We start from the raw sequence: 23,186 nt of genomic DNA on the forward strand, positions 1-23,186 counted from the left end.
TCGCTTCAGATGATCTAACTCAAACTCGATCAGCCGCGCCATTTATGCGGCATAAGCGATTTCGAATTTGGGGCAGTTGGAGCCATCTGATGCAGGGACGCAAGCCGCAGCGCGGTCTGACATGCTGGCTATTTGGCGCGCTGATGGTCTTTGCGCCCGCGATTGCCGAAGCATTGGAAACCACGCTGACAGCGCCCGGCGCCCCAAAAAAGGTGGTCGAGCGGCTAAAGGAAACCTCCTCAATCACCACGGCTGAAGAACGGGGTCTGGACACACCGCTTGAAATTCTATCTGCCGCGCTTTCTGATTATCGAACACTGGTTCAAATTCTTTATGACGAGGGGTATTTCAGCCCGGTCGTCAGCATCAAGCTGGATGGGCAGGAAGCGGCAGAGATGAGCTCTCTTTCAGTGCCGACCCAAATCAAACGCGCGGTGATCACGATTGAGCCCGGACCAACCTTTACCTTTGGTACTGCAATCGTGCAGCCACAGGCGCCGGATACCGAACTGCCCGAAGAGTTTGCCACAGGCAAACTGGCTACTACGGGGGCTATTCAGCAAGCCGCCTCAGCTGGCGTGCGCGCCTGGAAGAATGCAGGCCATGCAAAGGCCGATGTCGCAGATCAGCGCGTCATCGCGCGCCATGCGCAGGCGCAGCTGGATGCGGAAATTGACCTTGATCCGGGGCGGCGGCTGACTTTCGGTAATATGTTCATCAAGGGCGATACAGATGTGCGCCACCGGTCGATCGAAAAGATCGCCGGGTTTCCCACGGGCCAGGTCTATTCGCCTGCACAAATGCAAAAGGTTGGAACACGCCTGCGCCGCACGGGCACTTTCAGCACGGTATCACTGCAAGAGCGTGAAACCCCGAACCCAGATGGAACGCTAGATTTCGATGCCACCTTTGAAGACCTGCCCAAACGTCGCCTGACGCTGGGTTTTGAGCTGGCATCGCGAGACGGAATCGACCTGAGCGCGACCTGGACCCATCGTAACGTTTTTCGACGCGCTGAACGGCTGCGATTCGAGGCCACCCTACGAAACATCGGAGGGTCGGAAGATCTGGATGGCCGTATTGGCCTGAGACTGGATCAGCCCGACCGGCTTGGCCCCGATGACAATACGTTCTGGAGCGCGCTCTTGGAACGTCGCAATACCGACAATTACAACGTCTCGGTCGCGTCACTGGCTTATGGTGCGCGGCGTACATTTTCGGATCAACTCTACGCAGAAGCCTCGGCGGGCTTTCAATGGTCTGACGCGGATGACGCCTATGGCGACGGGCGCAAATTTCGTTATTTCATCCTGCCCTTCCGGTCCGAATGGGACCAGCGCGACAGTAAGGTCAGCGCGACGAAAGGCTTTTATCTCGACGCTCAGGCCATGCCGTTCATTGGTCTGTCCGGCACCGATACCGGGCTGCGGCTGTTCTTTGACAGCAGAGCTTATACAAGCCTTGGAACCGGGGGCAGGCTGGTGCTGGCAGGCCGGATTCAACTGGGCTCGGTCATCGGGCCGCCCGCCGATGGGGTAACGCCAGACTTCTTGTTCTTCTCGGGCGGCGCTGGCACTGTGCGCGGCCAACCCTATGAAAGCCTTGGGATTCCGGTTGGCACCGGTGTCGCGGGTGGAAAATCCTTCCTGGGTTTTTCCGGAGAGGTGCGCGGCAAGATCACCGACACCATCTCTCTGGTCGGGTTTTACGATTACGGTATCGTCGATACATCATCCTTCGTGGGCTCAGGCGCCGAAGACCATGCAGGGGCCGGGCTCGGCGTCCGGTACGATCTGGGTGGGTTCGGCCCACTGCGTGTTGACCTGGCTGTGCCGGTGCAAGGCGACACCGGCGATGGCCTGCAATTCTATATCGGAATCGGACAGGCCTTTTGATGCGACGTCTCTCATATCCACTTCTGGTCGGTACCCTGATCGCGGTTCCACTGACCACGGGCGCGCAGGAAGAGGACGGCGGCAGCATGATAGAACGGTTTCTTCAGGACACTTTGTCCGGAGACAGCCAGAACGTCACTGTCAAAGGCCTAGAGGGCGCGCTGAGCTCGCGCGCTACGATTCAGGAAATCTCGGTCGCCGATGATGAAGGGGTGTGGCTGACCATCAAAGGGGCAGAGCTGGACTGGAATCGCCTCGCCCTGATTCGAGGACGGTTTTCAGTCAATGCCCTGACCGCGCAGGAGATCGATGTCGCGCGTGCGCCCGGCACCACGACCACCGAAGACCCACCGCCTTTGGCTGAAACGCAGCCATTTCAATTGCCGGAACTGCCGGTCTCGATTGAAATCGGTGAAATCCGGGTTGATGAATTGGCATTGGGCCAACCCCTGATCGGGGTCGCAGCAGAGCTGAAGGTGACCGGGAACCTGTCTTTGGCAGATGGGACGCTGGATACTGATCTGGATATCACGCGGCTGGATCGCGCAGGGGATGAGATCACGCTGTCAGCCGGGTTCCAGAATTCAAACAGCCAGATCGATCTGGATTTGAACGTGACCGAGGCCTCGGGCGGTCTGATCTCCACCGCTTTGCGCATTCCCGATAGCCCGCCTATTGGGTTGAGCGCCAAGGGCTCGGGCCCACTTACGGATTTCACCGCCGATATCGGCCTGAGCAGTGACAACCAGCAACGTGTTGGCGGACAGGTCAGGCTGCGCGCTGCCCCTGACGTGGATGACACCGCCGTGGACGGTATCGCCTTTACTGCAGATATCAGTGGCGACATGACCCCGTTTGTTGCCGGTGACATGGATATTTTCTTCGGTCAGGACACGCGCTTGCTGGTCGATGGCCAAACGCAGCCCGAAGGCGCTTTGATCGTCAACGATCTGGCCTTTACCTCACAAGCGCTGAAACTAGAGGGTAAGCTTGAGCTGGCAACCGGCGGGACACTGCAGCTGGCCGCGCTGCAGGGGCGCATTACACCGCCAAATGGCGAGACCGTTGTCCTGCCGGCCTCAGGTGGAGAAACTTCAATCGAAGCGGCCCAGATTTCGGCTTTGTTTGATCAGGCAAATGGCAACCTTTGGGATCTGAGCCTAACGGCAGACGCGTTTAAGTCCCCACAGATAGCCTTGGACCGCGCGCAGATTACCGCGCAAGGCTTGTTGGAACAGGGCAATGTGACCAAGGTTGAGGGTGATCTTCAGGCCGCGCTTGACGGCATTGATCTAGAAGACCCTGCGCTGAACAGGGCATTGGGGGACCGGGTCACGCTGGACGGGCTGTTCGACTACGGCACCGATGAATCTTTGAACCTTTCAGGATTTGAACTGGTCGGGACTGACTACAAACTGAGCGTTGACGCGCTGATCAGCGGCTTGACCAGCGGTTTGAACATTGACGGCTCTGCCACGCTGGATGCAACCGATCTGTCCCGATTTTCCGACCTTGCCAAACTGGACCTTGGGGGTCAGGTGTCGGCGCGGCTGACAGGCAGTGGGTCCCCGCTGGAGGGGAGCTTTGATGGCAAACTTGAAGTTCAAGGCGACGATCTGTCCACCGGGCGTGATGACATAGACCCCGTCATTCAAGGCGAAACAACCATAACGGTGGATGCCAAGCGCGGAACAGATGGCATCACGCTGCGCGATTTCACCCTGATCGCGGACGCTGCACGGGCGCAGGCCGACGGGACCGTCACAACACCTGATGGCAACCTGTCGATAGATGGTCAGGTCAAATTATCCGCCCGTGATTTGTCCGTTTTCTCAGGGCTGGCGCAGCGGGACCTAGGTGGATCACTAAAGGCCAGTCTGGATGGCAAGGGAACGGTACAGACCCTTGAATTCGATGGCACCGCAAGCGTCACGGGTCGAGACATCAAAACCGGGATGGACGAGATTGATCCGCTCCTGAGCGGTGAAACCTCGGTCGCGTTCGACGGGGCGCTGTCGCAAGATCAGATCACGATCCGGCAGGCTACGGTGAATGGCCAAGCTGTTTCAGGTCAAGTCGCCGCCACTATCGATGATCCTACCGGAGAGATCGCGGTCGACGGAGAGGCCAGCCTGAACATCCTGGACCTGTCTCTCTTTTCGGGATTGGCCAAGCGAGAATTGGGCGGGTCCGTTGAAGCAAACGTACAAGGAAATGGCACCGTCGGCAGCAAGGCTTTCGATGTTAAGGGCTCAGTTGTGTCTGACAATATCCGAACGGGGATCGACCAGTTGGATGGGCTGGTTCAGGGCCGAACTACCCTGAACGTAGACGCGTTGAACGGTGATGAAGGATTGAACATTCGTACCTTCCGCCTGCAGGGCACGGCCCTGGCTGCGAATGCATCGGGCCAACTGAGCCGCGAGGCTGGTGGGCTCAGCTTTACTGCCGCGCTGGACAATCTCGGACGGCTTTCAAACACACTATCCGGCCCACTGAGCCTGGATGGCAATGTTGCCCCTACCGGTTCGGGATTGGAGGGAAAGTTCAACCTACAAGGACCTGACAGCTCGTATGCAAGTCTGACAGGCACGGTCGACACAGATGGCGCAGCCGATCTGGATTTTGACGCCAAGTTCAACCGGATCGAACGCTTTGCCCCCGATTTCCCCGGAACAGTTGCCGCGACTGGCAATGCAAAGCGGGCCAAGGGTGTTTGGACCATCGATGCCAAAGCCGAAGGGCCGGCAGGGATCAACAGTACCGTGACTGGGACGTTTGACGAGACCGCCGGAACTGCGGATCTAAGGGCTCAGGGCGGGCTCAATCTGGGGATCGCCAACGTCTTCCTCACACCCAACAAAATCGATGGCTCGGCTCGGTTCGACCTTACATTGCAAGGAGAGCCAGCGCTGGAGTCGCTGCGGGGGTCGATCACCACATCCGGGACATCTTTTGCGATTCCCACTGCGGGTCAAACCGTGAGTGGGATCAGCGGATCGGTTAATCTGGCGCAGAGCCGCGCCACGATCTCGCTAAACGGTGGCATGCGTGCCGGTGGTGGATTCTCCGTCACAGGACCGGTCGATCTGAAACCACCCTTCAATGCGCAAATCACCACCCGGTTGGACAACCTCGTATTGACGGATCAATTGCTGTACGAGACCAAGCTAAACGGCCAGATCGCCATGACCGGGGCCTTGGCTGGAAACAGCAGCCTGGCCGGGCAGATCACCTTTGAAGAAACCAATATCAATCTTGCGGCGGCCTCTGGCGCGGTGGGTGCAGCCCCGATCCCCGAGATCACGCATATCGGAGAAAGCCGTGCGCAATACATCACCCGAGAGCGCGCGCAGCTGGTCACAAAAGACCAATCCGGCCAAAGCGCCTCCAGAATTGCGCTGGACATCATCTTATCTGCCCCCAAAGCCGTGTTCGTGCGCGGGCGCGGCGTTAACGCTGAACTGGGCGGTCGCATCGCTATTGGCGGCACCACGCGATCTGTAGTGCCATCAGGTCAAATCGAACTGATCCGAGGGAATTTCGACATATTGGGACGCCGCCTTGCACTGACCAAAGGGATCGTAACGCTGCAGGGCGATCTTACCCCGTATATCGAATTCGCCTCATCAGCCAGTACACCCGATGGAACCGCAACGATCGAGATCGCAGGTCCGCTGGATGCGCCAGAGGTTGATGTCTATTCCGACCCCGAGCGCCCAGCCGAAGAAGCCCTGGCCATGCTTCTGTTTGGGAACCGCTTTTCGGAACTGTCCCCCTTTGTCATCGCACAGATGGCCGCTTCACTGGCACAGCTAAGCGGTGCTGGCGGGGACGCAACCAAAGGGCTGCGTGACTCAACAGGGGTGGATTCAGTCGATATCGGAGCGACCGAAGGCGGTGCTGGCCGTCTTGGCGCTGGTGCCTATCTGGGGGACAATCTGTACACGGATTTCACCGTCAATACCGAAGGCGACACCGAGGTGAATCTGAACCTGGACATAAACGACAACATCACCGTCCGAGGCACGGTTGACGGACGTGGTGAAACCGGGATCGGCCTGTTTTTCGAACGTGACTACTGAAGGTCCACCTGAAGTAAGGCTGCCAACACGAAAAAGGCCGATCCCACGACCGGCCTTTTCCTGCAATATGGGGTTCGATCAGAAATCGAACCGAACACCAAAGTCGGCGATGGTCTGAGCTTCGCCCGCACGGCCAACTTTTTCACGACCAACAGCACCGCGCAGCGTTGCACCGTTGCCCAGATCATAGATCGCGCCAATACCATACTGCTGGGTATCACCTTCGGCCGATCCGTCACCGTAAGCAGCGGTGATTGTGGTGGCGGCACCAAGATTGTAGGCAAGCGACGCACCATAAACAGTACCGTCAGTCTCTTCTCCAAAATCGTTGACAGGTGTGTCGCCATCACGTCCAACGAACAATGTGCCGCTGAAGTCTCCGAGCTCAGCACCCAGAGCCAGGACAATCAGATCCTGTTTGTCACCGCCGGCGACAGCTTCGGTCTGACCGTAGATCACTGTGGCAGAATAGTTGTTGAAGATATATGTCGCGCTGACGTCCCAGCGATCTGCGCCATTGATGGCATCGGTGTCATAGGACGCACCAAAGGCCAAGTCTCCAACCGCATATTGGAAGAACACCGCATTCGATCCTGCGCCGGTCGATGAATACTCCAGGAAGTCATAGTCGACACCCGAGTATTGGCCCAGAAACTCTTCCAGACCCGGCTCGTTACCAAAGTACAGGTCCGAGTTGTCAAACGCGCCTGAGACGTTGCCCGCATCGACACGTAGACCGCCAAAGATGACCGAGAAGCGGGCACCGTTCAAACCCGCTGAGTTGGCCTCACCGGTATCGCTGTCTTCATCGGCCTGCAATCGAACCCGCGCCGAGAATCTGACCCCGGTATCAGTTTCCACATTCCCGTCGATGTTTAGACGAAAGCGGGAAACCAGAATTGTGTCGCTTACATTCGAGTCGGTTGACCGATCTTCCTGATAACCGATACCAAAACGGCCATAGCCGCTGAATTTCACCTCTGCTGCCGCGACACTTGCAGTCGCGATTAGCGCTGTTGTTGCGAAGAGAACATGTTTCATGTCGTTTTCCGTAAATGTGTGAATAGGCGAGCTACGAAATTTCGCTCGAGCCCTAATCGAACAGATCAGTTCAGTTCACAAGATACTCAGAATAGTTTTCTGCCAGCGTCTTCTTTCGCACGCCTTTGTGCAGGTCGGTTTGGTGAGAAAACCCTCACAAAAAGATGCAGTTTTGAGTTTACCAGGAAACATTTGGACAGGGCACGAGAGTCTGATAACCTTTTGTTAATACTAAATATATGTTCCGCTCACTTCTCTCTCAACATTAAGGGGCCCGAAGCAGAAAGGGGTGTTGAGCCTTTTGCGCATATCGTGGGCAAACGTCACAAAAGTCACAGTTCTAGAACTCAAATATTCGTGATCCGGTTCAGCCCTTGCAAAGTTCCTTTCTGATACCTACTGCTCCCAGGGCAAACAGCATGTGATGCCTGCACCAAAGTTGGTGCCACGTTGTGCTGGACGATTTTACCGCCACGTTAGACGGGTAGGGATGATGCCCAACTTCCGGACGAAACGGAGGATACAGGCAAACACCCCCGATCCCGAAGATGTCAAAAAAAACGCGGACTCCACAATGGGAGTTCAGGGATTGATCTGGAGCGGTCTACAGACCTCAAACCATGCGTGATTCAGTGCGGCAAACGAAAAAAGTCGGAACCGTTCCCGCCCCAATCCTCGGGATGCAGGAACCGAACGTTACGCTCATCTTAAAGGGCATCTACGATCAGAAAGAAAATAAATATTTTAAATCAGCATATTACAGAGACTGTCGTGAAATACACTGCTCCTGCAACTCATGAGTCATGAACTGCAGACCCCATTCGTTTCGAATTTTCGACGTTTCGTACCAACTTCGTTGCCTGTTTCAGGCATATGTTCAAAAAGATAGTGTGCTGCGGTTTTGCAGCGCATTTAACCAGTGTGTTTGGTAACGAGTAATACCTGATGAAGGAGGGGGTTAAATCCGAAATCGGGGGAAAACGAAAGTGGTACTAACAAACCGTTTCAGCATTCAAGCATTTGATACGTTCACCTTCCTGCGTGCCACTGTCTCAATTGGCGAGAAACGCGGGAAGGTGTTCTTTTATCAGCGACCATCCGTAGAACCTAACCCGAACAGAGATATGGCCTTCGCGTGATCAGGCTCCGACGCTCTGCAGACTGTCGGAGCAGGCGAGGCTTGCCAGCCAATCGCGTACCGCACCTGTGCGGCTGCGGGCAACGGTCACTTTCTCACCGTTGCACAGAACAACGTGTCCGATCTCATTCAAACTACGTGCGATGTCGACACAGGAGTTGGCAACCCAACAGGAACGATGCACCTGCAACCCTGCCTCCGCAGGCAACTGGGTCAGAATCCCCTTGAAGGTTGAACGCACCAGCACTTCGCGATCTTCAAGCTGCAGGGTCACATAGTGCTGGTTTGCCTGAACGAACTTGATATCTTTGATCAGGAAGCTCTGACCATTTGCTGTCACCACACCCGTCGCACTGTTTTCAAGCGTATCTTCGATTGGGCCCTCTTCTATCTTAAGCCTATCTAGATAGGGCGGTAAAACCCAAACGATAACAATGCTCTCAATCCCGACGATCAGCAGGTATTGCGGCAGTAGCATGGGCATATACATGAAATCCGACGTCTGAAACAGGTTCAACACCCAGTTTGTCGCAAGCTCGGCAAACTCCATCGCACCAAAGGCGATGGGGATACATGTGACAGGAGAGAAGAACCTTTTGACGCCCAAAAAACTGCTGCAGCTTGCCTGAACTATGATCATGAGGAAGGCAGATCCCATGTATCCGATCAACATCGACAACCAGTAAACCGCGCGACCAAAACCACTCAGCCGGTCGTCAAACACAGAAGATGTAGCGCCAATCAGCAAAAGCATCAAAGGCACCAGAAACACGATAAAGTTCCTGGACAGAAAGAAGCCGAGCAGGTTGTTCAAGGTTGCACGAACCGCCACCCGCGGTAACACGACATACGTAATGTCGGCCCTTTTCAATCTGAGAAACACGTCGTTGAGTGTCATATAGCCCTGCTGCTCTGGTCGCGCCCAAGTCATTCCCTTTGGGTAATCCCCTTGGGTTTGGTGCCTTTGCTTCTCGTTGCTCTGCGGCGAATAGCGGCGTTCTTGTGACGATTTGGCATTCGGAGATGTTTAGAAACAGATAATTGTGGCGTAAATGGCGCAAAGAGAGCTCAAAATGGTGCAGCAGCGGCTGACGTAACGGCATTTTGAAAAAAAGGGCGGCCCCATCGGGCCGCCCTTTCAGATTGATCGTTGCTTTAGATCACTCTGCCGCGATGGCGTCTTCGATCTTTTCAACCCGGATCGCCGAGAACTTGAACTCAGGAATTTTACCATAAGGGTCGATGGCAGAATTCGTCAGTATATTCGCGGCAGCCTCGACATAGGCGAACGGGATAAACACCATATCCTCGGCAATCGCCCGGTCGGCGCGCACCATGATCTCAATCGAGCCGCGACGCGTGGTCAGACGGATCATTTCACCCGGCTCGATGCCCATCAGTTTCAGGGTGCGCGGGTTCATCGAGCAGTTCGCCTCGGGCTCAACCGCATCCAGAACCGTGGCGCGGCGGGTCATTGATCCGGTATGCCAATGCTCCAACTGACGGCCTGTAGTGGCGATCATCGGATATTCCTCATCCGGGGCCTCATCCGGCGGGATGATGCTGGCCGGCGTAAACTTGGCTTTGCCATCCGCACGTGGGAAGCCATCGCCGAATACGATGGATTGGCCCGGATCAGTTTCGCTGAGCGACGGATAGGTGATCGACTCGGTCTCAAGCCGTTCCCAGGTGATGTTGTCGAGAGACTCCATCGTCAGCTTCATCTCGTTGAAAACCTGAGACACATCCGTGTATTCCCAATTCAACCCTATCCGCCGCGCCAGTTCGACCGTGATCGCCCAGTCCTCCCGCGCCTCACCCGGAGGTGCCACGGCAGGACGCACCCGCTGGACCTGACGGTTAGTGTTCGACACCGTCCCGTTCTTCTCGTAAAGCGCTGAGGCCGGCAGGATGATGTCGGCATAGTTCGCCGTTTCGGTCAGGAAAATATCCTGCACGATCATCAGGTCCAGCTTTGCCAGCGCCTCACGCGCGTGGCCCACATCCGGGTCGGACATGGCCGGGTTTTCACCCAGAATATACATGCCTTTGATATTACGCGCATAGATCTGGTCGATGATCTCGGTAACCGTCAGGCCCTTTTCATTCGAGAAATCGTCCGAGCCCCAGACATCGGTGAACTGAGCGCGAATGCTGTCATCTGTAACCGTCTTATAGTCCGGCAGGAACATCGGGATCAGACCCGCATCTGATGCGCCCTGCACGTTGTTCTGACCCCGCAGCGGGTGCAGACCAGCGCCGGGCTTACCGACGTTGCCGGTCATCAGCGCCAGACTGATCAGGCAGCGCGAGTTATCGGTGCCGTGGATGTGCTGACTGACGCCCATACCCCAGAAGATCAGACCGGCCTTGGCCTGCGCAAAGGTACGCGCGACGCGGCGCAGTTGGTCCGGTTCGATGCCGCAGATCGGGGCCATCGCCTCGGGCGTAAATGCGCGCAGATGCTCTTTCTCGGCCTCCCAGTTCTCGGTCCAACGGTGGATGTACTGGCTGTCATACAGCTCTTCCTCGACGATCACGTTCATGATCGCGTTGAGCATCGAGACATCCGCCCCTGGACGGAATTGCAGCATCTCATCCGCAAACTTGCGCATGCCAACACCGCGCGGATCCATCACGATCAGCTTGCCACCTCGTTTGGTGAACTGCTTGAAATAGGTCGCCGCAACGGGGTGGTTTTCAATTGGGTTGGCCCCGATGATGATCGCCACATCCGCGTTTTCGATCTCGTTGAAGGTCGCGGTCACTGCGCCGGAACCCACGTTTTCGATTAGTGCTGCAACGGACGACGCATGGCACAAACGGGTGCAGTGGTCGACATTGTTGTGCTTAAAGCCCTGACGGATGAACTTCTGGAACAGATAGGCTTCTTCGTTGGTGCATTTGGCCGAGCCAAAGCCTGCAACGCTGCGCGGGTCCTCGGCTCGCAGGGCTTTCAGCTTGGTAGCGGCCAGATCCATCGCCTCTTCCCAGGTCGCTTCGCGGAAATGGGTCGACAGGTTGCCCGGATCGACGTTCAGGCCCTTGGCGGGCGCATCCTCACGACGGATCAGCGGCGTGGTCAGACGATGCGGGTGGTGGATATAGTCAAAGCCAAAGCGGCCTTTGACGCACAGACGGCCTTCGTTTGCCGGACCGTTGATACCCTCGACATATTTAACCTGACCGTCCTTGACCTTCAGCGAGACCTTGCAGCCCACGCCGCAGAACGGGCAGACGCTTTCGGTCTCGGAATCGTAGTCCTTGCTATCACCGTTTTGCTGGTCATCCAGCACTGTGGCTGGCATCAGGGCACCGGTCGGGCAGGCCTGAACGCATTCACCACAGGCGACACAGGTTGAATCGCCCATCGGGTCGTTCTGGTCGAACACCACTTGCGCGGTATGACCTCGACCGGCCATGCCGATCACGTCATTCACCTGCACGTCGCGGCAGGCACGGACGCAGAGGTTACAGTTGATGCAGGCGTCCAAATTGACGCGCATCGCAATATGGCTGTCATCCAGCAGCGGGATTTTCTCAGCTTCTTTCGCCGGGAAGCGGCTGTCGCTGACTTCGTTCAGCTTAGCCATGTCCCAAAAGTGGCTAGAAGTGTCGTGGGCTTCCTTGGGCTGGTCAGCGACCAGCAGCTCCATGACCATGGCGCGCGACTTCTCCGCACGCTCGCTGTCGGTCTTGACCACCATCCCTTCTGCTGCGGGACGAATGCACGAGGCAACCAGTGTGCGCTCGCCCTCCACCTCAACCATACAAGCACGGCAATTCCCGTCGGGTTTGTAACCCGGCTGTGGCTTGTGGCACAGGTGCGGGATAGTGAACCCCTGCCCCTTGGCGGCTTCCCAGATTGTCCAACCTTCTGGCACGGTCACATCTTCGCCGTTCAGGTTGAAGGTGACGGTCTTGGTTGGGCTTGCATCAAGCATGGCTCTGTCTCCCTCAGATTTCGTCAGCGAAATGTTTCATGACCAGGCGGATCGGGTTCGGAGCCGCCTGCCCCAGACCGCAGATCGAAGCATCGCCCATGACCTGGCACAGATCTTCCAGCAGATCAGTGTCCCACTTGTCCGCCTGCATCAGCTTCACCGCCTTTTCGCAGCCAGCGCGGCAGGGCGTACATTGACCACAGCTTTCGTCTTCGAAGAACCGCAGCATGTTCAGCGCCGCATCGCGGGCGGTGTCCCGATCGGACAGAACCACCACAGCGGCAGAACCGATGAAGGTGCCATGTGGTTGCAACGTGTCGAAGTCCAGCGGGATATCGTCCATCGACGCAGGCAGCAGACCCGAGGACGGACCGCCCGGCTGATACGCCTTGAAGGTCTGGCCTTCGACCATGCCACCAGCGGCCTCAATCACGTCCAGAATGGTCGACCCGGCAGGTAGCAAGTAAACACCCGGCTTCGCCACCCGGCCCGAGACCGAATAGCTGCGCAGGCCCTTGCGGCCATTCTTTTCGGTGCTGTTAAGGCATTCAGGCCCCTCACGGCAAACTTTGGTGACCCAATACAGCGTCTCGACATTGTGCACCAAGGTCGGACGGCCAAAGACCCCAACCTGCGCCACAAACGGAGGACGGTGACGCGGCAGGCCCTTTTTGCCCTCGATCGATTCAATCATCGCGGATTCTTCACCGCAGATATAGGCACCGGCACCGCGGCGCAGGTCGATGTAACCCGGCTCAACAATGCCCGCATCTTCCAGCGCGGCGATTTCACGGCGCAGAATTTCCAGCACCGCCGGATATTCGTCACGCATGTAGATGAAGCAGGTCTCGGCCTCGACCGCCCACGCGGCGATCAGCATGCCTTCGAGGAACGCATGCGGCGTGCGCTCTAGGTAGTAACGGTCTTTGAACGTGCCGGGCTCGCCCTCATCGCCGTTCACGGCCAGATAGCGCGGGCCTTCATTCATGCGAACAAAGCCCCATTTCTTGCCGGACGGGAAGCCAGCACCGCCCAGACCGCGCAGGCCCGAGGACAGGACGTCTTCCTGCACCTTCTCCCAATCGCCGCCCTCGCGCAGCTCTTTCAGCTTGGCGTAGCCACCTTCGGCCTCATACGTCGCGAAGGTTTCGTAGTCAGGCAGATGTGCATGGGTGTCACCTGCAGCAATTGCAGCCTGCACCTTTTCGGGGGTCGCATGGTCGATATGGTTGTGACCGATCTCAAGCACTGGAGCGGTGTCACAGCGGCCCATGCAAGGCGCGCGGACAACGCGAACCTCGGACGGGTCCAGACCGTCTTCCAGCGCTTTTTGCAACTGCTGGGCACCGGCCATTTCGCAAGACAGGGAATCACAAACGCGGATCGTCAGAGCGGGCGGCGGTGTCTCGTCTTCTTTCACCACGTCGAAATGAGCATAGAAGGTCGCGGTCTCATAGATTTCAGCCTGGCCAACACGCATCTCGACTGCCAGCGCAGCGATGTGGTCAGCGCTGATATGGCCGTGTGCGTCCTGAATCAAATGCAGAAATTCGATCAACAGATCGCGGCGGCGCGGGCGGTCGCCCAGCAGGCGCGCAATGTCGGCCTGTGCCTCATCCGTGAACTGACGGCCCTTGGGCGTGTGCCGCCCTTTGCCTTTACCTGACTTCCAGACGCCTTTTGGTGCGCCTGATGGCTTGGTATCTAATGGTGCCATGATGCCCTCCGATTAAGGCCCCGTGTCTCATCAGACCAGCATATCGTCAAATCGCATTTGGCTATCGCACGATAACGACACCTTATCACCGCAAAGAGGTCACCACAGAGCGCAGCGCTTGTATGGTTGGTAATTCTGGATCCCGGATCAGTGTCGCCAGACAAATCGGCTTGCTGACCACCGGGTCGACCAAAGGCAGCACTTTCGTACCCTTCAAATCACCCAAAGCCTTGACCAGAACACGCGGAACGACCGCCGCTGCCAGACCTTCGCGCGCCATCACCATCGACGTGGTAAATCCGCTGCTTTCTGCGACGATATCCGGGTGCAGCCCCTGTTCGGTGAAAATCCGATCAAGAATGCGCCGGTTCTGCATCTGCGGCTCGAGCAGGCTCAGCGGGAAATCGGCCACGCGCGACCAGGGGATCGGGCCTGTTTCGTCGGTCATATGCGATGGAACCAGTAACACGTAAGTTTCTTCATACAGCGGCTGCACCTGCCTGAGATCGGTACCGATGCTATCGCCATAAGTAACCCCGGCATCCAGGCTGCCCTCATCCAGCCGGTGCTGGATGGCCGTGGCTGACATGGTCTCGATCCGGGTCACGATGCGCGGATGAGCCTGCCGCAGGTGTTTGGTAAGGCGTCCAGTAAACGCGATCGCGGTGGGGATCACGCCCAGGATCAGAGTGCCCGTGATCTCGCCCTTTGCCGCCAGAACCTGCTGTTCCAACGCTTTGGTATCGTCAAGTATGCGTCGCGCACGCTGGACGATCATCTCGCCTTCTTCGGTCAGCCCCTGAAACCGGTTCGCCCGGCGGACAATCGAGACGCCCAACCGATCTTCGAGATTGCGAATACGCATCGAAAAAGCAGGCTGCGAGATCCCGCATTCCTCGGCCGCCTTGGCAAAGTGACGATGCCGCGCAAGGGCACTGAGCAGCTGTAGGTCGCGGATTTCAATCATGTGATGCTGTCTCTGGTCGTAGCTTGACCCCCACACTAGCTGGCTCTGCGGCCGAGCGGAATGCATGATGCGATCCGCCAGCACATGAACCAACGTGCCATCGCATCGGATCAGGACACACACTAGACAAATCCGCGCGTCCGTAAGAACCTGTGGGCAAACAAAATCCAGGGAGATGCTTCAATGAAACTGATTGCAGGTACGGCATTGGCCGTCATTCTGTCCGCAGCCCATGCGCTTGCCGCTGGGGAGTGTGCGGCAGGTAAGACCCTGACGGATGGCACGCTGACAATCGCCACCGGAAACCCGGCCTATTATCCATGGGTGATAAATGACGCGCCCGAAAGCGGCGAAGGGTTTGAGGCCGCCGTTGCCTATGCCATCGCCAAGAAGATGGGGTTTGAGGCTGACAATGTCGCCTGGGTACGCACCAGCTTTGACGAGGCCATCCAGCCCGGGGCAAAGAACTTTGATTTTAACATGCAGCAATACTCGATCACGCCCGAGCGCGAGGAAATGGTCGATTTCAGCCTGCCCTATTACACGTCTGCTATGGCCGTGTTGACCACGCAGGGCGTGATTGATGCTGGAGCCGAGGCGACATTAGACAGCCTGAAGGGCCTGAAATGGGGCGCAATGGCAACAACCACCGCAGTCCCGATGTTGACGGAAATTGTCCAACCCACAAGTGATCCGCTGCTATACAATGACAATGCAGATGTGAACGCCGCGATCATCGCCGGCCAGATTGATGCCGCCCTCTATGATCTTCCCACCGCCTTGTATCTATCAGCAGTCGTGGTTGAAAACGGGGCATTGCTGGGGCAGTTTTCACCTGATCAATCCGAAAGCCCTGATCAGTTCGGCCTACTGATGGAAGATGGCAATCCGCTGAAAGAATGTGTCGACGCGGCGATTTCGGAACTGGTTGAAAGCGGAGAGCTTGCCGCCATCGAAACCCAATGGCTGTCCGAAGCCACCGGGGTGCCGGTTATCCAGTAAATGAACGACACGTCGCTACAAAATCCACCTGAACCCAAAGGTTCGGGCCCAACACGCCGTGAGCTCTATGAGGCTGGGGTCAGGCGGCGATCAAACCGTATCGCACTGATTTCAACGGTCAGTGTGGTCCTTGCACTGATCGTCCTGATCCCGCTCGCGCCCGGCTGGGAAGCCGTCCAGCGCGCCTTTTTCAATGGCAGGGTCTTTGCGGCAACCTTTCCCGGATTGCTGGAAGCCTTTGTACTGAACGTGATGATCTTTGCATGGTCCGCACCCTTGATCGCGGTGACGGGCTTGATGATCGCACTGTGCCGGGATACGCGCGCACCCGCGCTGTTTCCTCTGCGCCTTTTTGGGATCGCCTATACCGACATTTTCCGCGGCCTACCTGTGGTTCTGGTGATCTACATTGTCGGCTTTGGCGTCCCCGGGCTGGGCCTGCCCAGGCCGTGGAACAGCCCGTATATCTGGGGCACAGTGGCGCTGGTTCTGGTGTATTCGGCCTATGTGGCCGAAGTGATCCGGTCGGGCATCGATTCGATCCACCAGTCGCAACGCTCTGCTGCGGCCTCGCTGGGCTTAAGCGCGCAAGACACCATGCGCTTTGTAGTGTTGCCACAGGCCATTCGTAACGTGGTGCCTGCCAATATGAATCTGTTCATCGCGCTGCAAAAAGATGTAGCGCTGTTGTCTTTCATCGGACCGGTCGAGGTGTTTCGTCAGGCCGGCGTTTACAAATCGCTTTATGCCAATTTCACGCCCTATGTGGGCGCCGCGCTGATTTTCTTGGCCCTGACCATTCCCGCGACACGCTATGCCGATTACCTGATGAACAAACAGAACCGGGCCCGAACATGACGGCGAAGCTATCGTTAAGAGGTGTGCGCAAACGCTTCGGCGACCATGAGGTTTGCAAAGGCATCGATCTTGATGTGGCCGAAGGGGAAATGGTTTGCCTGATCGGGGCGTCCGGGTCTGGCAAATCCACGCTGCTACGCTGCATGAACCTGCTCGAGCCCATCGACGACGGCACGATCTGGCTGGATGGCAAAGATATATCGGAACCCGGACTGGATCCGCAGCCCGTGCGCCAGCAGATCGGCATCGTGTTTCAAAGCTATAACTTATTTCCCCATATGACGGCGGTTGAGAACGTGATGCTTGCGCCACGCCGCGTGCACGGCCTCAGCCGGGACAAGCTGCGCCCGCAGGTCACACAGCTTTTTGCCCGCTTCGGATTGCAAGACCGGATGCAGCACTATCCCGATCAGCTTTCAGGCGGGCAGCAACAGCGCGTCGCAATCATCCGGGCGCTGGCAATGCAGCCGCAGATCATGCTGTTTGACGAAATCACCAGCGCCCTGGACCCCGAGCTTGTAGGCGAGGTACTGGACGTACTGCGCGACCTGCACCAACAGGGTATGACAATGGTGCTTGCCACTCACGAGATGGGATTTGCGCGAGAACTGGCAGACAAGGTCTGTTTTCTGGACGCAGGTCGCATTTTGGAACAAGGCACGCCTGAACAACTGTTTTCCCAACCGCGCGAGCCGCGCACCAAGGCCTTTCTGTCGCGCGTCCTTTGACCCTTTGCATGTTTAGCGCTGGGTGATCTCAGCGTCAATCGCAATACCCGTTGCGCGACTTTAGGTGTTGAACAGAAAGTGCATCACATCGCCATCTTTGACGATGTAGCCTTTCCCCTCGGCCCTCATCTTACCTGCTTCTTTCGCGCCCTGTTCGCCATTCGCGGCGATATAGTCCTCATAGGCAATGGTCTCAGCCCGGATGAAACCCTTTTCAAAATCCCCATGGATCACGCCAGCAGCCTGCGGTGCGGCGGTGCCGGTGCGGATGGTCCAGGCGCGGGCCTCTTTCGGGCCAACGGTAAAATAGGTTTCCAGTTTCAGCAGGTCGTAGCCTGCGCGGATCAGACGGTCGAGGCCGGGTTCTTCCAAACCCATTTCCTCAAGGAACATCTGGGCCTCATCCTCTTCCAGCAGGCTGATCTCTTCCTCGATCTTGGCGCTGATGATGACATGCGAATTGCCTTGGCCCGCGGCCATTTCGGCGACCTTGGCCGAATATTCATTCCCTTCGGCGGCTTCTTCTTCGGACACGTTACAGACATAGAGCACCGGCTTGGTCGTCAGAAGTTGAAGCATCTTCCAGGCCTTGGCGTCTTCGTCGGACACTTCAACCAGACGCGCGGGCTTGCCGCTTTCCAACATCTCTTGCGCCTCGGCCAGCAAACGGTCCTGCTGCTGCGCCTCTTTGTCATTGCCCTTTAGCTTGCGCACCAGATTGGCGCGGCGCTTTTCGATGCTTTCCAGATCGGCCAGCATCAACTCTGTCTCAATCGTATCAGCATCGGCCACCGGATCAACCCGGCCATCCACATGGGTTACGTCGCCATCTTCGAAACAGCGCAGCACATGGGCAATAGCGTCGGTCTCGCGAATGTTGGCCAGAAACTGGTTGCCCAGCCCTTCGCCTTTTGAGGCCCCCTTCACCAGACCTGCAATATCCACAAAGGTCATACGCGTCGGGATGATCTGCTTGGAAGACGCAATCGCCGCCAGCTTATCCAGCCGGTCATCCGGCACGGCCACATCACCGACATTTGGTTCGATTGTGCAAAACGGGAAATTCGCAGCTTGCGCCGCAGCTGTTTTGGTCAGCGCGTTAAACAGGGTCGACTTGCCGACATTCGGCAGACCCACAATTCCCATTTTAAAGCCCATGATGGCCTCCTGAAGCGATGTGACGGCGTCTTCTATGCACCTAAAGTGGAATGCGCAAGCAATAGCTCGGGCCTGCGAAGCATGGGGCCGATAGGTCACATCACAAAACTGTTCCCCAATCGTGTTCTTGTACCGATTGAAAAATACGATTTAGGGTAGCCACTTAGCGCATGTATACATAACAACTGAAGAACTCCGGCTATGAAGACTTTCCTTTTCGCGTCCCTGATTGCACTTGCCACCCCGGCAGTTACGCAGGCCCAGACTGTGATCTTTGGGGCCGGATATGCAGATTATTCTGACAGTGCGTCGGTGGATCAAGGCATCGTATCCCTTGAATATCAGCATCGCCCCTTCCATCAGGCGACCCGGTTCAGCGCGAGCTGGGGTGCAGCCCTTTCGGTAGACGAAGACGGCGATACCCATATCGGCGCAGGCCTCGTCGGCATCTACAATCTGAATGACCGCTGGTTCGTCGAAGGCAGCGTAATGCCCGGCTACTACAACGAAGGCAATGATCTGAACGATCTGGGCGGGAGTTTTCAGATCCGCAGCTTGCTGGGCCTGGGCTATACCCTGAATAGCGGTAACAAAGTGTCGGTGGCCATCACGCATAAATCCAATGCCAGCACGCAAGAGTTCAACCCGGGCGTAAACGCGGTGCTCGTACGGTATCATCTGGGCTTCTGAGCCGATCAGACCCGGGCGGGATTGATTTTCGGGCAAAGTTTCTGCACATCAGGTTCAAACCTGACTGCAAGGACACCCGATGACCCGTATCGACGCGAAATTCGCCGCCCTGAGAGCCGAAGGCAAAAAGGCATTCGTTGCCTATATCATGGCGGGCGATCCTGACTACGACACTTCACTCGAGGTGGTCAAAGGTCTGCCCGGCGCAGGTGTCGACGTGATCGAGCTGGGCCTGCCCTTTACCGATCCAATGGCGGACGGACCAACCATTCAGGCTGCGGGCCAGCGGGCGCTGGATCAAGGCATGACGCTGAAGCGCACCCTCGATCTGGCCCGCAGCTTTCGCGAAGCGGACGACACTACGCCTATCGTGCTGATGGGCTACTACAACCCGATCTACAGCCACGGTGTTGGCGCGTTTCTGTCCGACGCCAAAGCCGCTGGTATTGATGGGTTGATCGTTGTGGATCTGCCCCCGGAAGAAGATGACGAGCTTTGCCTGCCAGCGCAGGCCGCAGGCCTGAACTTCATTCGCCTCGCCACCCCCACAACTGATGACAAACGCCTGCCACGCGTGCTGCAAAACACCTCTGGCTTTGTCTACTATGTATCGATCACCGGGATCACCGGCGCAGCCGAGGCCGAGGCCACTAACGTGGGACCCGAGGTCGCGCGTATCAAATCCGCAAGTGATCTGCCCGTGATCGTGGGCTTTGGAATCAACACACCCGAAAAATCTCGCGCCATCGCATCAGTCGCGGATGGCGCGGTCGTGGGGTCTGCCATTGTCAGCCAGATCGGGGCAGGCAAGCCCGTGCCCGACGTGCTAGAATTTGTAAAAACTCTGGCGGATGGTGCGCATTCCGCCTGACTTTCTTCACCAAAATTAGAACCGAAGCCGCAGTCAGCCCCTGCTGAGCGCGGCTTTTCTCTGTGCGGCCATGTCCCTCAACCGAAATTATCCAGCGTTGCGATCTTTGGCGTAAATTGGTAAAGAAAACAAACCAATCCCTTCAAGAGCCGAGCAAATGCCTGTCATCACTACCATCGACGACCTAAAACGTATCTATGAACGACGCGTACCGCGCATGTTCTATGACTACGCCGAAAGCGGCAGCTGGACTGAACAGACCTTTCGCGAAAACAGCTCGGATTTCGAACAGATCCGCCTGCGCCAGCGGGTTGCGGTGGACATGGCCGGGCGTTCAACCGCGTCTCAGATGATCGGGCAGGAAGTCGCGATGCCAGTCGCGCTTGCTCCGGTAGGCCTGACCGGAATGCAACATGCCGATGGCGAGATGAAAGCGGCCAAGGCAGCCGAGGATTTTGGTGTGCCGTTTACGTTATCGACGATGTCCATCAATTCGATTGAAGATGTGGCAGGATATACCAGCAGACCCTTCTGGTTTCAGCTCTACACGATGAAAGATACCGACTATGTCAATCGGCTGATCCAGCGTGCAAAAGAGGCCAAATGTTCAGCGCTAGTGATCACGCTGGACCTGCAGATCCTGGGTCAGCGGCACAAGGATCTGAAGAATGGGCTGTCCGCCCCGCCAAAACCGACCGCAAAAACCATAGCAAACCTGATGACCAAATGGGCCTGGGGTATCGAGATGCTGCGCGCCCAAAGGCGTGAATTCGGGAACATCGTCGGCCATGTGGAAGGCATCTCGGACGCTTCCTCTTTGGGCGCTTGGGCGGCTGAACAATTTGACCCCAGCCTGGATTGGTCAAAGGTTGAAAAGCTCATGGAACAATGGGGCGGCAAGGTGATCCTCAAAGGCATTCTGGATGCCGAAGATGCGAAGATGGCTGCCAAACTGGGGGCAGACGCCATCGTCGTATCGAACCACGGCGGTCGCCAACTGGACGGCGCGCTCAGTTCGATCCGAATGCTGCCCGAAATCATGGATGCTGTTGGTAGCGACATCGAGGTTCATCTGGACAGCGGCATCCGGTCCGGGCAAGACGTTCTCAAGGCATTGGCATTGGGCGCTAAGGGCACCTATATCGGGCGCGCCTTTGTCTACGGGTTAGGCGCGATGGGCCAGAAGGGCGTTACAACAGCGCTAGAAGTCATTCAGAAAGAACTTGATACAACCATGGCCTTATGCGGGGAACGCAATGTGGCCGACCTAGGTCGACACAATCTGTTGGTGCCCCAAGATTTCGGCGGTCGCTGGCAGAAGTGAGAGACATAAGGGGCGCTGCCCCCGTCGCCCGTACCGGGCGCCTCCCCGGGAATATTTACAGCCAGATGAAGTCTGGATCCTTTATTCATCTGGCTAAAAATATCCCGGAGCGCGAGGCAGAGCCTCGCAAAATTGCAGACAGTCAAAAACCCCTTTCCAAACGAGGTGAATCAAGCTAAGGACGCGGCTTCACGCGGGCATACAGCCTTGGAGGATGCCCGCCCTAACATTGGAGAATTATCATGGCTGGAGAGATTCCTGATCTCGTAGCTCTGGAACGGACGGGGACAGGCAAGGGCGCCGCTCGTCAGGCACGCCGCGATGGCATGGTTCCGGGCATTGTTTTTGGTGGCGACAAAGAGCCGCTACCGATTCAAATCCCGTTCAACGAACTGTTCAAGCGCCTGAAGGCTGGCCGGTTCAAGTCGACCCTTTGGAACCTGAAGGTTGACGGTCACGAAGACGTCCGCGTCATCTGCCGTGACGTTCAGCGTGATATCGTCAAAGACCTGCCGACCCACCTGGACCTGATGCGCCTGCGTCGGACCACAAAGATCGCGCTGTACATTCCGGTTGAGTTTGTCAACGAAGAAGCAGCCCCCGGCATCAAAAAGGGCGGCGTTCTGACCGTTGTCCGCCCTGAGGTTGAACTGATGTGCACCGCCGGTGACATCCCTGAAAAGATCACCGTTGATCTGACCGGGATGGAGATCAACGACGTTGCAACCATTTCCTCGGTTGAATTGCCGGCTGGCACCAAGCCGACCATCGACCGTGACTTTGTGATCGCCAACATCTCGGCGCCGACCGGGCTGTCGACAAGCGACGATGAAGAAAGCGATGACGTGGCCGCAGACGAAGTAGAAGTCGTCGGTCAGGAAAACGCCGAAGAATAAGCCTGGACCCAAAAGTTCAGACATGAAACGGGGCCCTTTTCAGGCCCCGTTTTCTTTTGGTCGGGCTGGAAACAGGTGCAATTCCGTGCCATCAACCTGTTGCACTGCACAAGGACCAGAGAATGAAACTGTTTGTCGGACTGGGGAACCCGGGCTCAAAATACGCCCGAAACCGACACAATATCGGTTTCATGGCTTTGGATCGGATTGCCGAAAATCATGGGTTTGGCCCGTGGAAATCAAAGTTCCAGGGCGAGATTGCCGAAGGGCGATTGGGCTCGGAAAAGATATTGCTGCTAAAGCCACAGACTTTCATGAACCGTTCGGGCCAGTCGGTTGGCGAAGCGATGCGGTTCTACAACCTTCAATCAACGGATGTAACCGTCTTTCACGATGAACTGGACCTGGCCCCTGGCAAGGTTCGGGTCAAGGCGGGCGGCGGCCATGCGGGTCACAATGGGTTGCGGTCGATCCACGACCACATCGGGGCGGCCTATGATCGGGTGCGCCTGGGCATCGGCCACCCTGGCCGCAAGGAAATGGTATCGCCTTACGTCCTATCAGATTTTGCCAAAGCTGAGGGCGACTGGCTGGACAATGTACTGCGCGGTGTCTCAGAGGGGGCTGAACATCTGGCAATGGATGAGGGTGGCAAATTCATGAACGCCGTTGCGCTGCGTACTGCACCCGCGCGGTCATCCAAAACGTCTCCGGCCGACAACCCCGCATCTAAGCCCGCTGAAAGACCCGAACCAGCTGCAGATGACCGGACGGCCATGCAAAAACTGCTGGATAAGTTCAAGTAATCCTGATCGTGCTTTCCGTTACGTATTGATTGCGCAACGCCTCCTGCAACGCTCCTATGTAACTGA

16 protein-coding genes are annotated in these 23,186 nt (G+C 57.0%); 10 read left to right on the forward strand and 6 right to left on the reverse strand.

All coding sequences use genetic code 11. The features are described from left to right. Nucleotides 1-89: 89 nt before the first annotated feature. A complete protein-coding gene (locus tag AC2FGE_RS14755) occupies nucleotides 90-1,895 on the forward strand; it encodes an autotransporter assembly complex protein TamA (RefSeq protein WP_496819973.1) in 1,806 nt (601 codons plus the stop codon). Continuing rightward, complete coding sequence (locus tag AC2FGE_RS14760; RefSeq protein ID WP_496819974.1) at nucleotides 1,895-5,980, forward strand: translocation/assembly module TamB domain-containing protein; 4,086 nt, start codon at nucleotides 1,895-1,897, stop codon at nucleotides 5,978-5,980. The genes AC2FGE_RS14755 and AC2FGE_RS14760 overlap by 1 nt, the downstream gene beginning before the upstream one ends. 78 nt (nucleotides 5,981-6,058) lie before the next feature. Here the strand turns inward: AC2FGE_RS14760 and AC2FGE_RS14765 are convergent, their stop codons facing one another. The 5 genes from AC2FGE_RS14765 to AC2FGE_RS14785 all read right to left on the reverse strand — a co-directional run bounded on the left by AC2FGE_RS14765 (nucleotide 6,059) and on the right by AC2FGE_RS14785 (nucleotide 14,787). Further along, a complete protein-coding gene (locus AC2FGE_RS14765) occupies nucleotides 6,059-7,021 on the reverse strand; it encodes a porin (RefSeq protein WP_496819975.1) in 963 nt (320 codons plus the stop codon). A 1,139-nt stretch (nucleotides 7,022-8,160) separates the two neighbouring features. Continuing rightward, nucleotides 8,161-8,991 (reverse strand): LytTR family DNA-binding domain-containing protein, encoded by an 831-nt coding sequence (locus AC2FGE_RS14770; RefSeq protein WP_496819976.1) that lies wholly within the window; start codon nucleotides 8,989-8,991, stop codon nucleotides 8,161-8,163. Nucleotides 8,992-9,319: 328 nt separating this feature from the next. Next, nucleotides 9,320-12,103, reverse strand: a complete 2,784-nt coding sequence (fdhF, locus tag AC2FGE_RS14775; RefSeq protein ID WP_496819977.1) for a formate dehydrogenase subunit alpha — start codon at nucleotides 12,101-12,103, stop codon at nucleotides 9,320-9,322. A 13-nt stretch (nucleotides 12,104-12,116) separates the two neighbouring features. Beyond that, nucleotides 12,117-13,820, reverse strand: a complete 1,704-nt coding sequence (locus AC2FGE_RS14780; RefSeq protein ID WP_496819978.1) for an NAD(P)H-dependent oxidoreductase subunit E — start codon at nucleotides 13,818-13,820, stop codon at nucleotides 12,117-12,119. A gap of 85 nt (nucleotides 13,821-13,905) precedes the next feature. Further along, the gene (locus AC2FGE_RS14785; protein ID WP_496819979.1) at nucleotides 13,906-14,787 is read right to left on the reverse strand and encodes a LysR family transcriptional regulator; all 882 of its coding nucleotides are present in this window, start codon (nucleotides 14,785-14,787) and stop codon (nucleotides 13,906-13,908) included. Between the two features lie 183 nt (nucleotides 14,788-14,970). On the opposite strand from AC2FGE_RS14785, the gene AC2FGE_RS14790 reads away from it, so the two are divergent. From AC2FGE_RS14790 to AC2FGE_RS14800, 3 genes are read left to right on the forward strand one after another with little or no spacing between them, the layout of a single operon-like run. After that, complete coding sequence (locus AC2FGE_RS14790; protein ID WP_496819980.1) at nucleotides 14,971-15,789, forward strand: ABC transporter substrate-binding protein; 819 nt, start codon at nucleotides 14,971-14,973, stop codon at nucleotides 15,787-15,789. Next, nucleotides 15,790-16,647: an amino acid ABC transporter permease gene (locus AC2FGE_RS14795; RefSeq protein WP_496819981.1), complete on the forward strand. Its 858-nt coding sequence runs from the start codon at nucleotides 15,790-15,792 to the stop codon at nucleotides 16,645-16,647. Then, nucleotides 16,644-17,375, forward strand: a complete 732-nt coding sequence (locus AC2FGE_RS14800) for an amino acid ABC transporter ATP-binding protein (RefSeq protein WP_496819982.1) — start codon at nucleotides 16,644-16,646, stop codon at nucleotides 17,373-17,375. Before AC2FGE_RS14795 ends, AC2FGE_RS14800 begins: the two co-directional genes overlap by 4 nt. A 60-nt stretch (nucleotides 17,376-17,435) precedes the next feature. Here the strand turns inward: AC2FGE_RS14800 and ychF are convergent, their stop codons facing one another. Next, on the reverse strand, nucleotides 17,436-18,533 hold the full coding sequence (ychF, locus tag AC2FGE_RS14805) for a redox-regulated ATPase YchF (RefSeq protein WP_496819983.1): 1,098 nt from the start codon (nucleotides 18,531-18,533) through the stop codon (nucleotides 17,436-17,438). 201 nt (nucleotides 18,534-18,734) lie between these two features. Here ychF and AC2FGE_RS14810 point away from each other — a divergent pair, with 201 nt between their 5' ends. From AC2FGE_RS14810 to pth, 5 genes are all read left to right on the forward strand, one after another. After that, nucleotides 18,735-19,223: an acyloxyacyl hydrolase gene (locus AC2FGE_RS14810; protein WP_496819984.1), complete on the forward strand. Its 489-nt coding sequence runs from the start codon at nucleotides 18,735-18,737 to the stop codon at nucleotides 19,221-19,223. Between the two features lie 79 nt (nucleotides 19,224-19,302). Continuing rightward, nucleotides 19,303-20,094: a tryptophan synthase subunit alpha gene (trpA, locus tag AC2FGE_RS14815; RefSeq protein ID WP_496819986.1), complete on the forward strand. Its 792-nt coding sequence runs from the start codon at nucleotides 19,303-19,305 to the stop codon at nucleotides 20,092-20,094. Between the two features lie 157 nt (nucleotides 20,095-20,251). Continuing rightward, entirely contained in the window at nucleotides 20,252-21,418 is a 1,167-nt protein-coding gene (locus AC2FGE_RS14820) for an alpha-hydroxy acid oxidase (RefSeq protein WP_496819987.1), read from the forward strand. 242 nt (nucleotides 21,419-21,660) lie between these two features. Then, a complete protein-coding gene (locus AC2FGE_RS14825; RefSeq protein ID WP_496819988.1) occupies nucleotides 21,661-22,314 on the forward strand; it encodes a 50S ribosomal protein L25/general stress protein Ctc in 654 nt (217 codons plus the stop codon). A gap of 122 nt (nucleotides 22,315-22,436) precedes the next feature. Then, a complete protein-coding gene (gene pth, locus AC2FGE_RS14830; protein ID WP_496819989.1) occupies nucleotides 22,437-23,120 on the forward strand; it encodes an aminoacyl-tRNA hydrolase in 684 nt (227 codons plus the stop codon). The last annotated feature ends 66 nt before the right edge of the window (nucleotides 23,121-23,186 follow it).

The sequence above is a fragment of the Ruegeria sp. YTSA075 genome, from assembly GCF_059610245.1.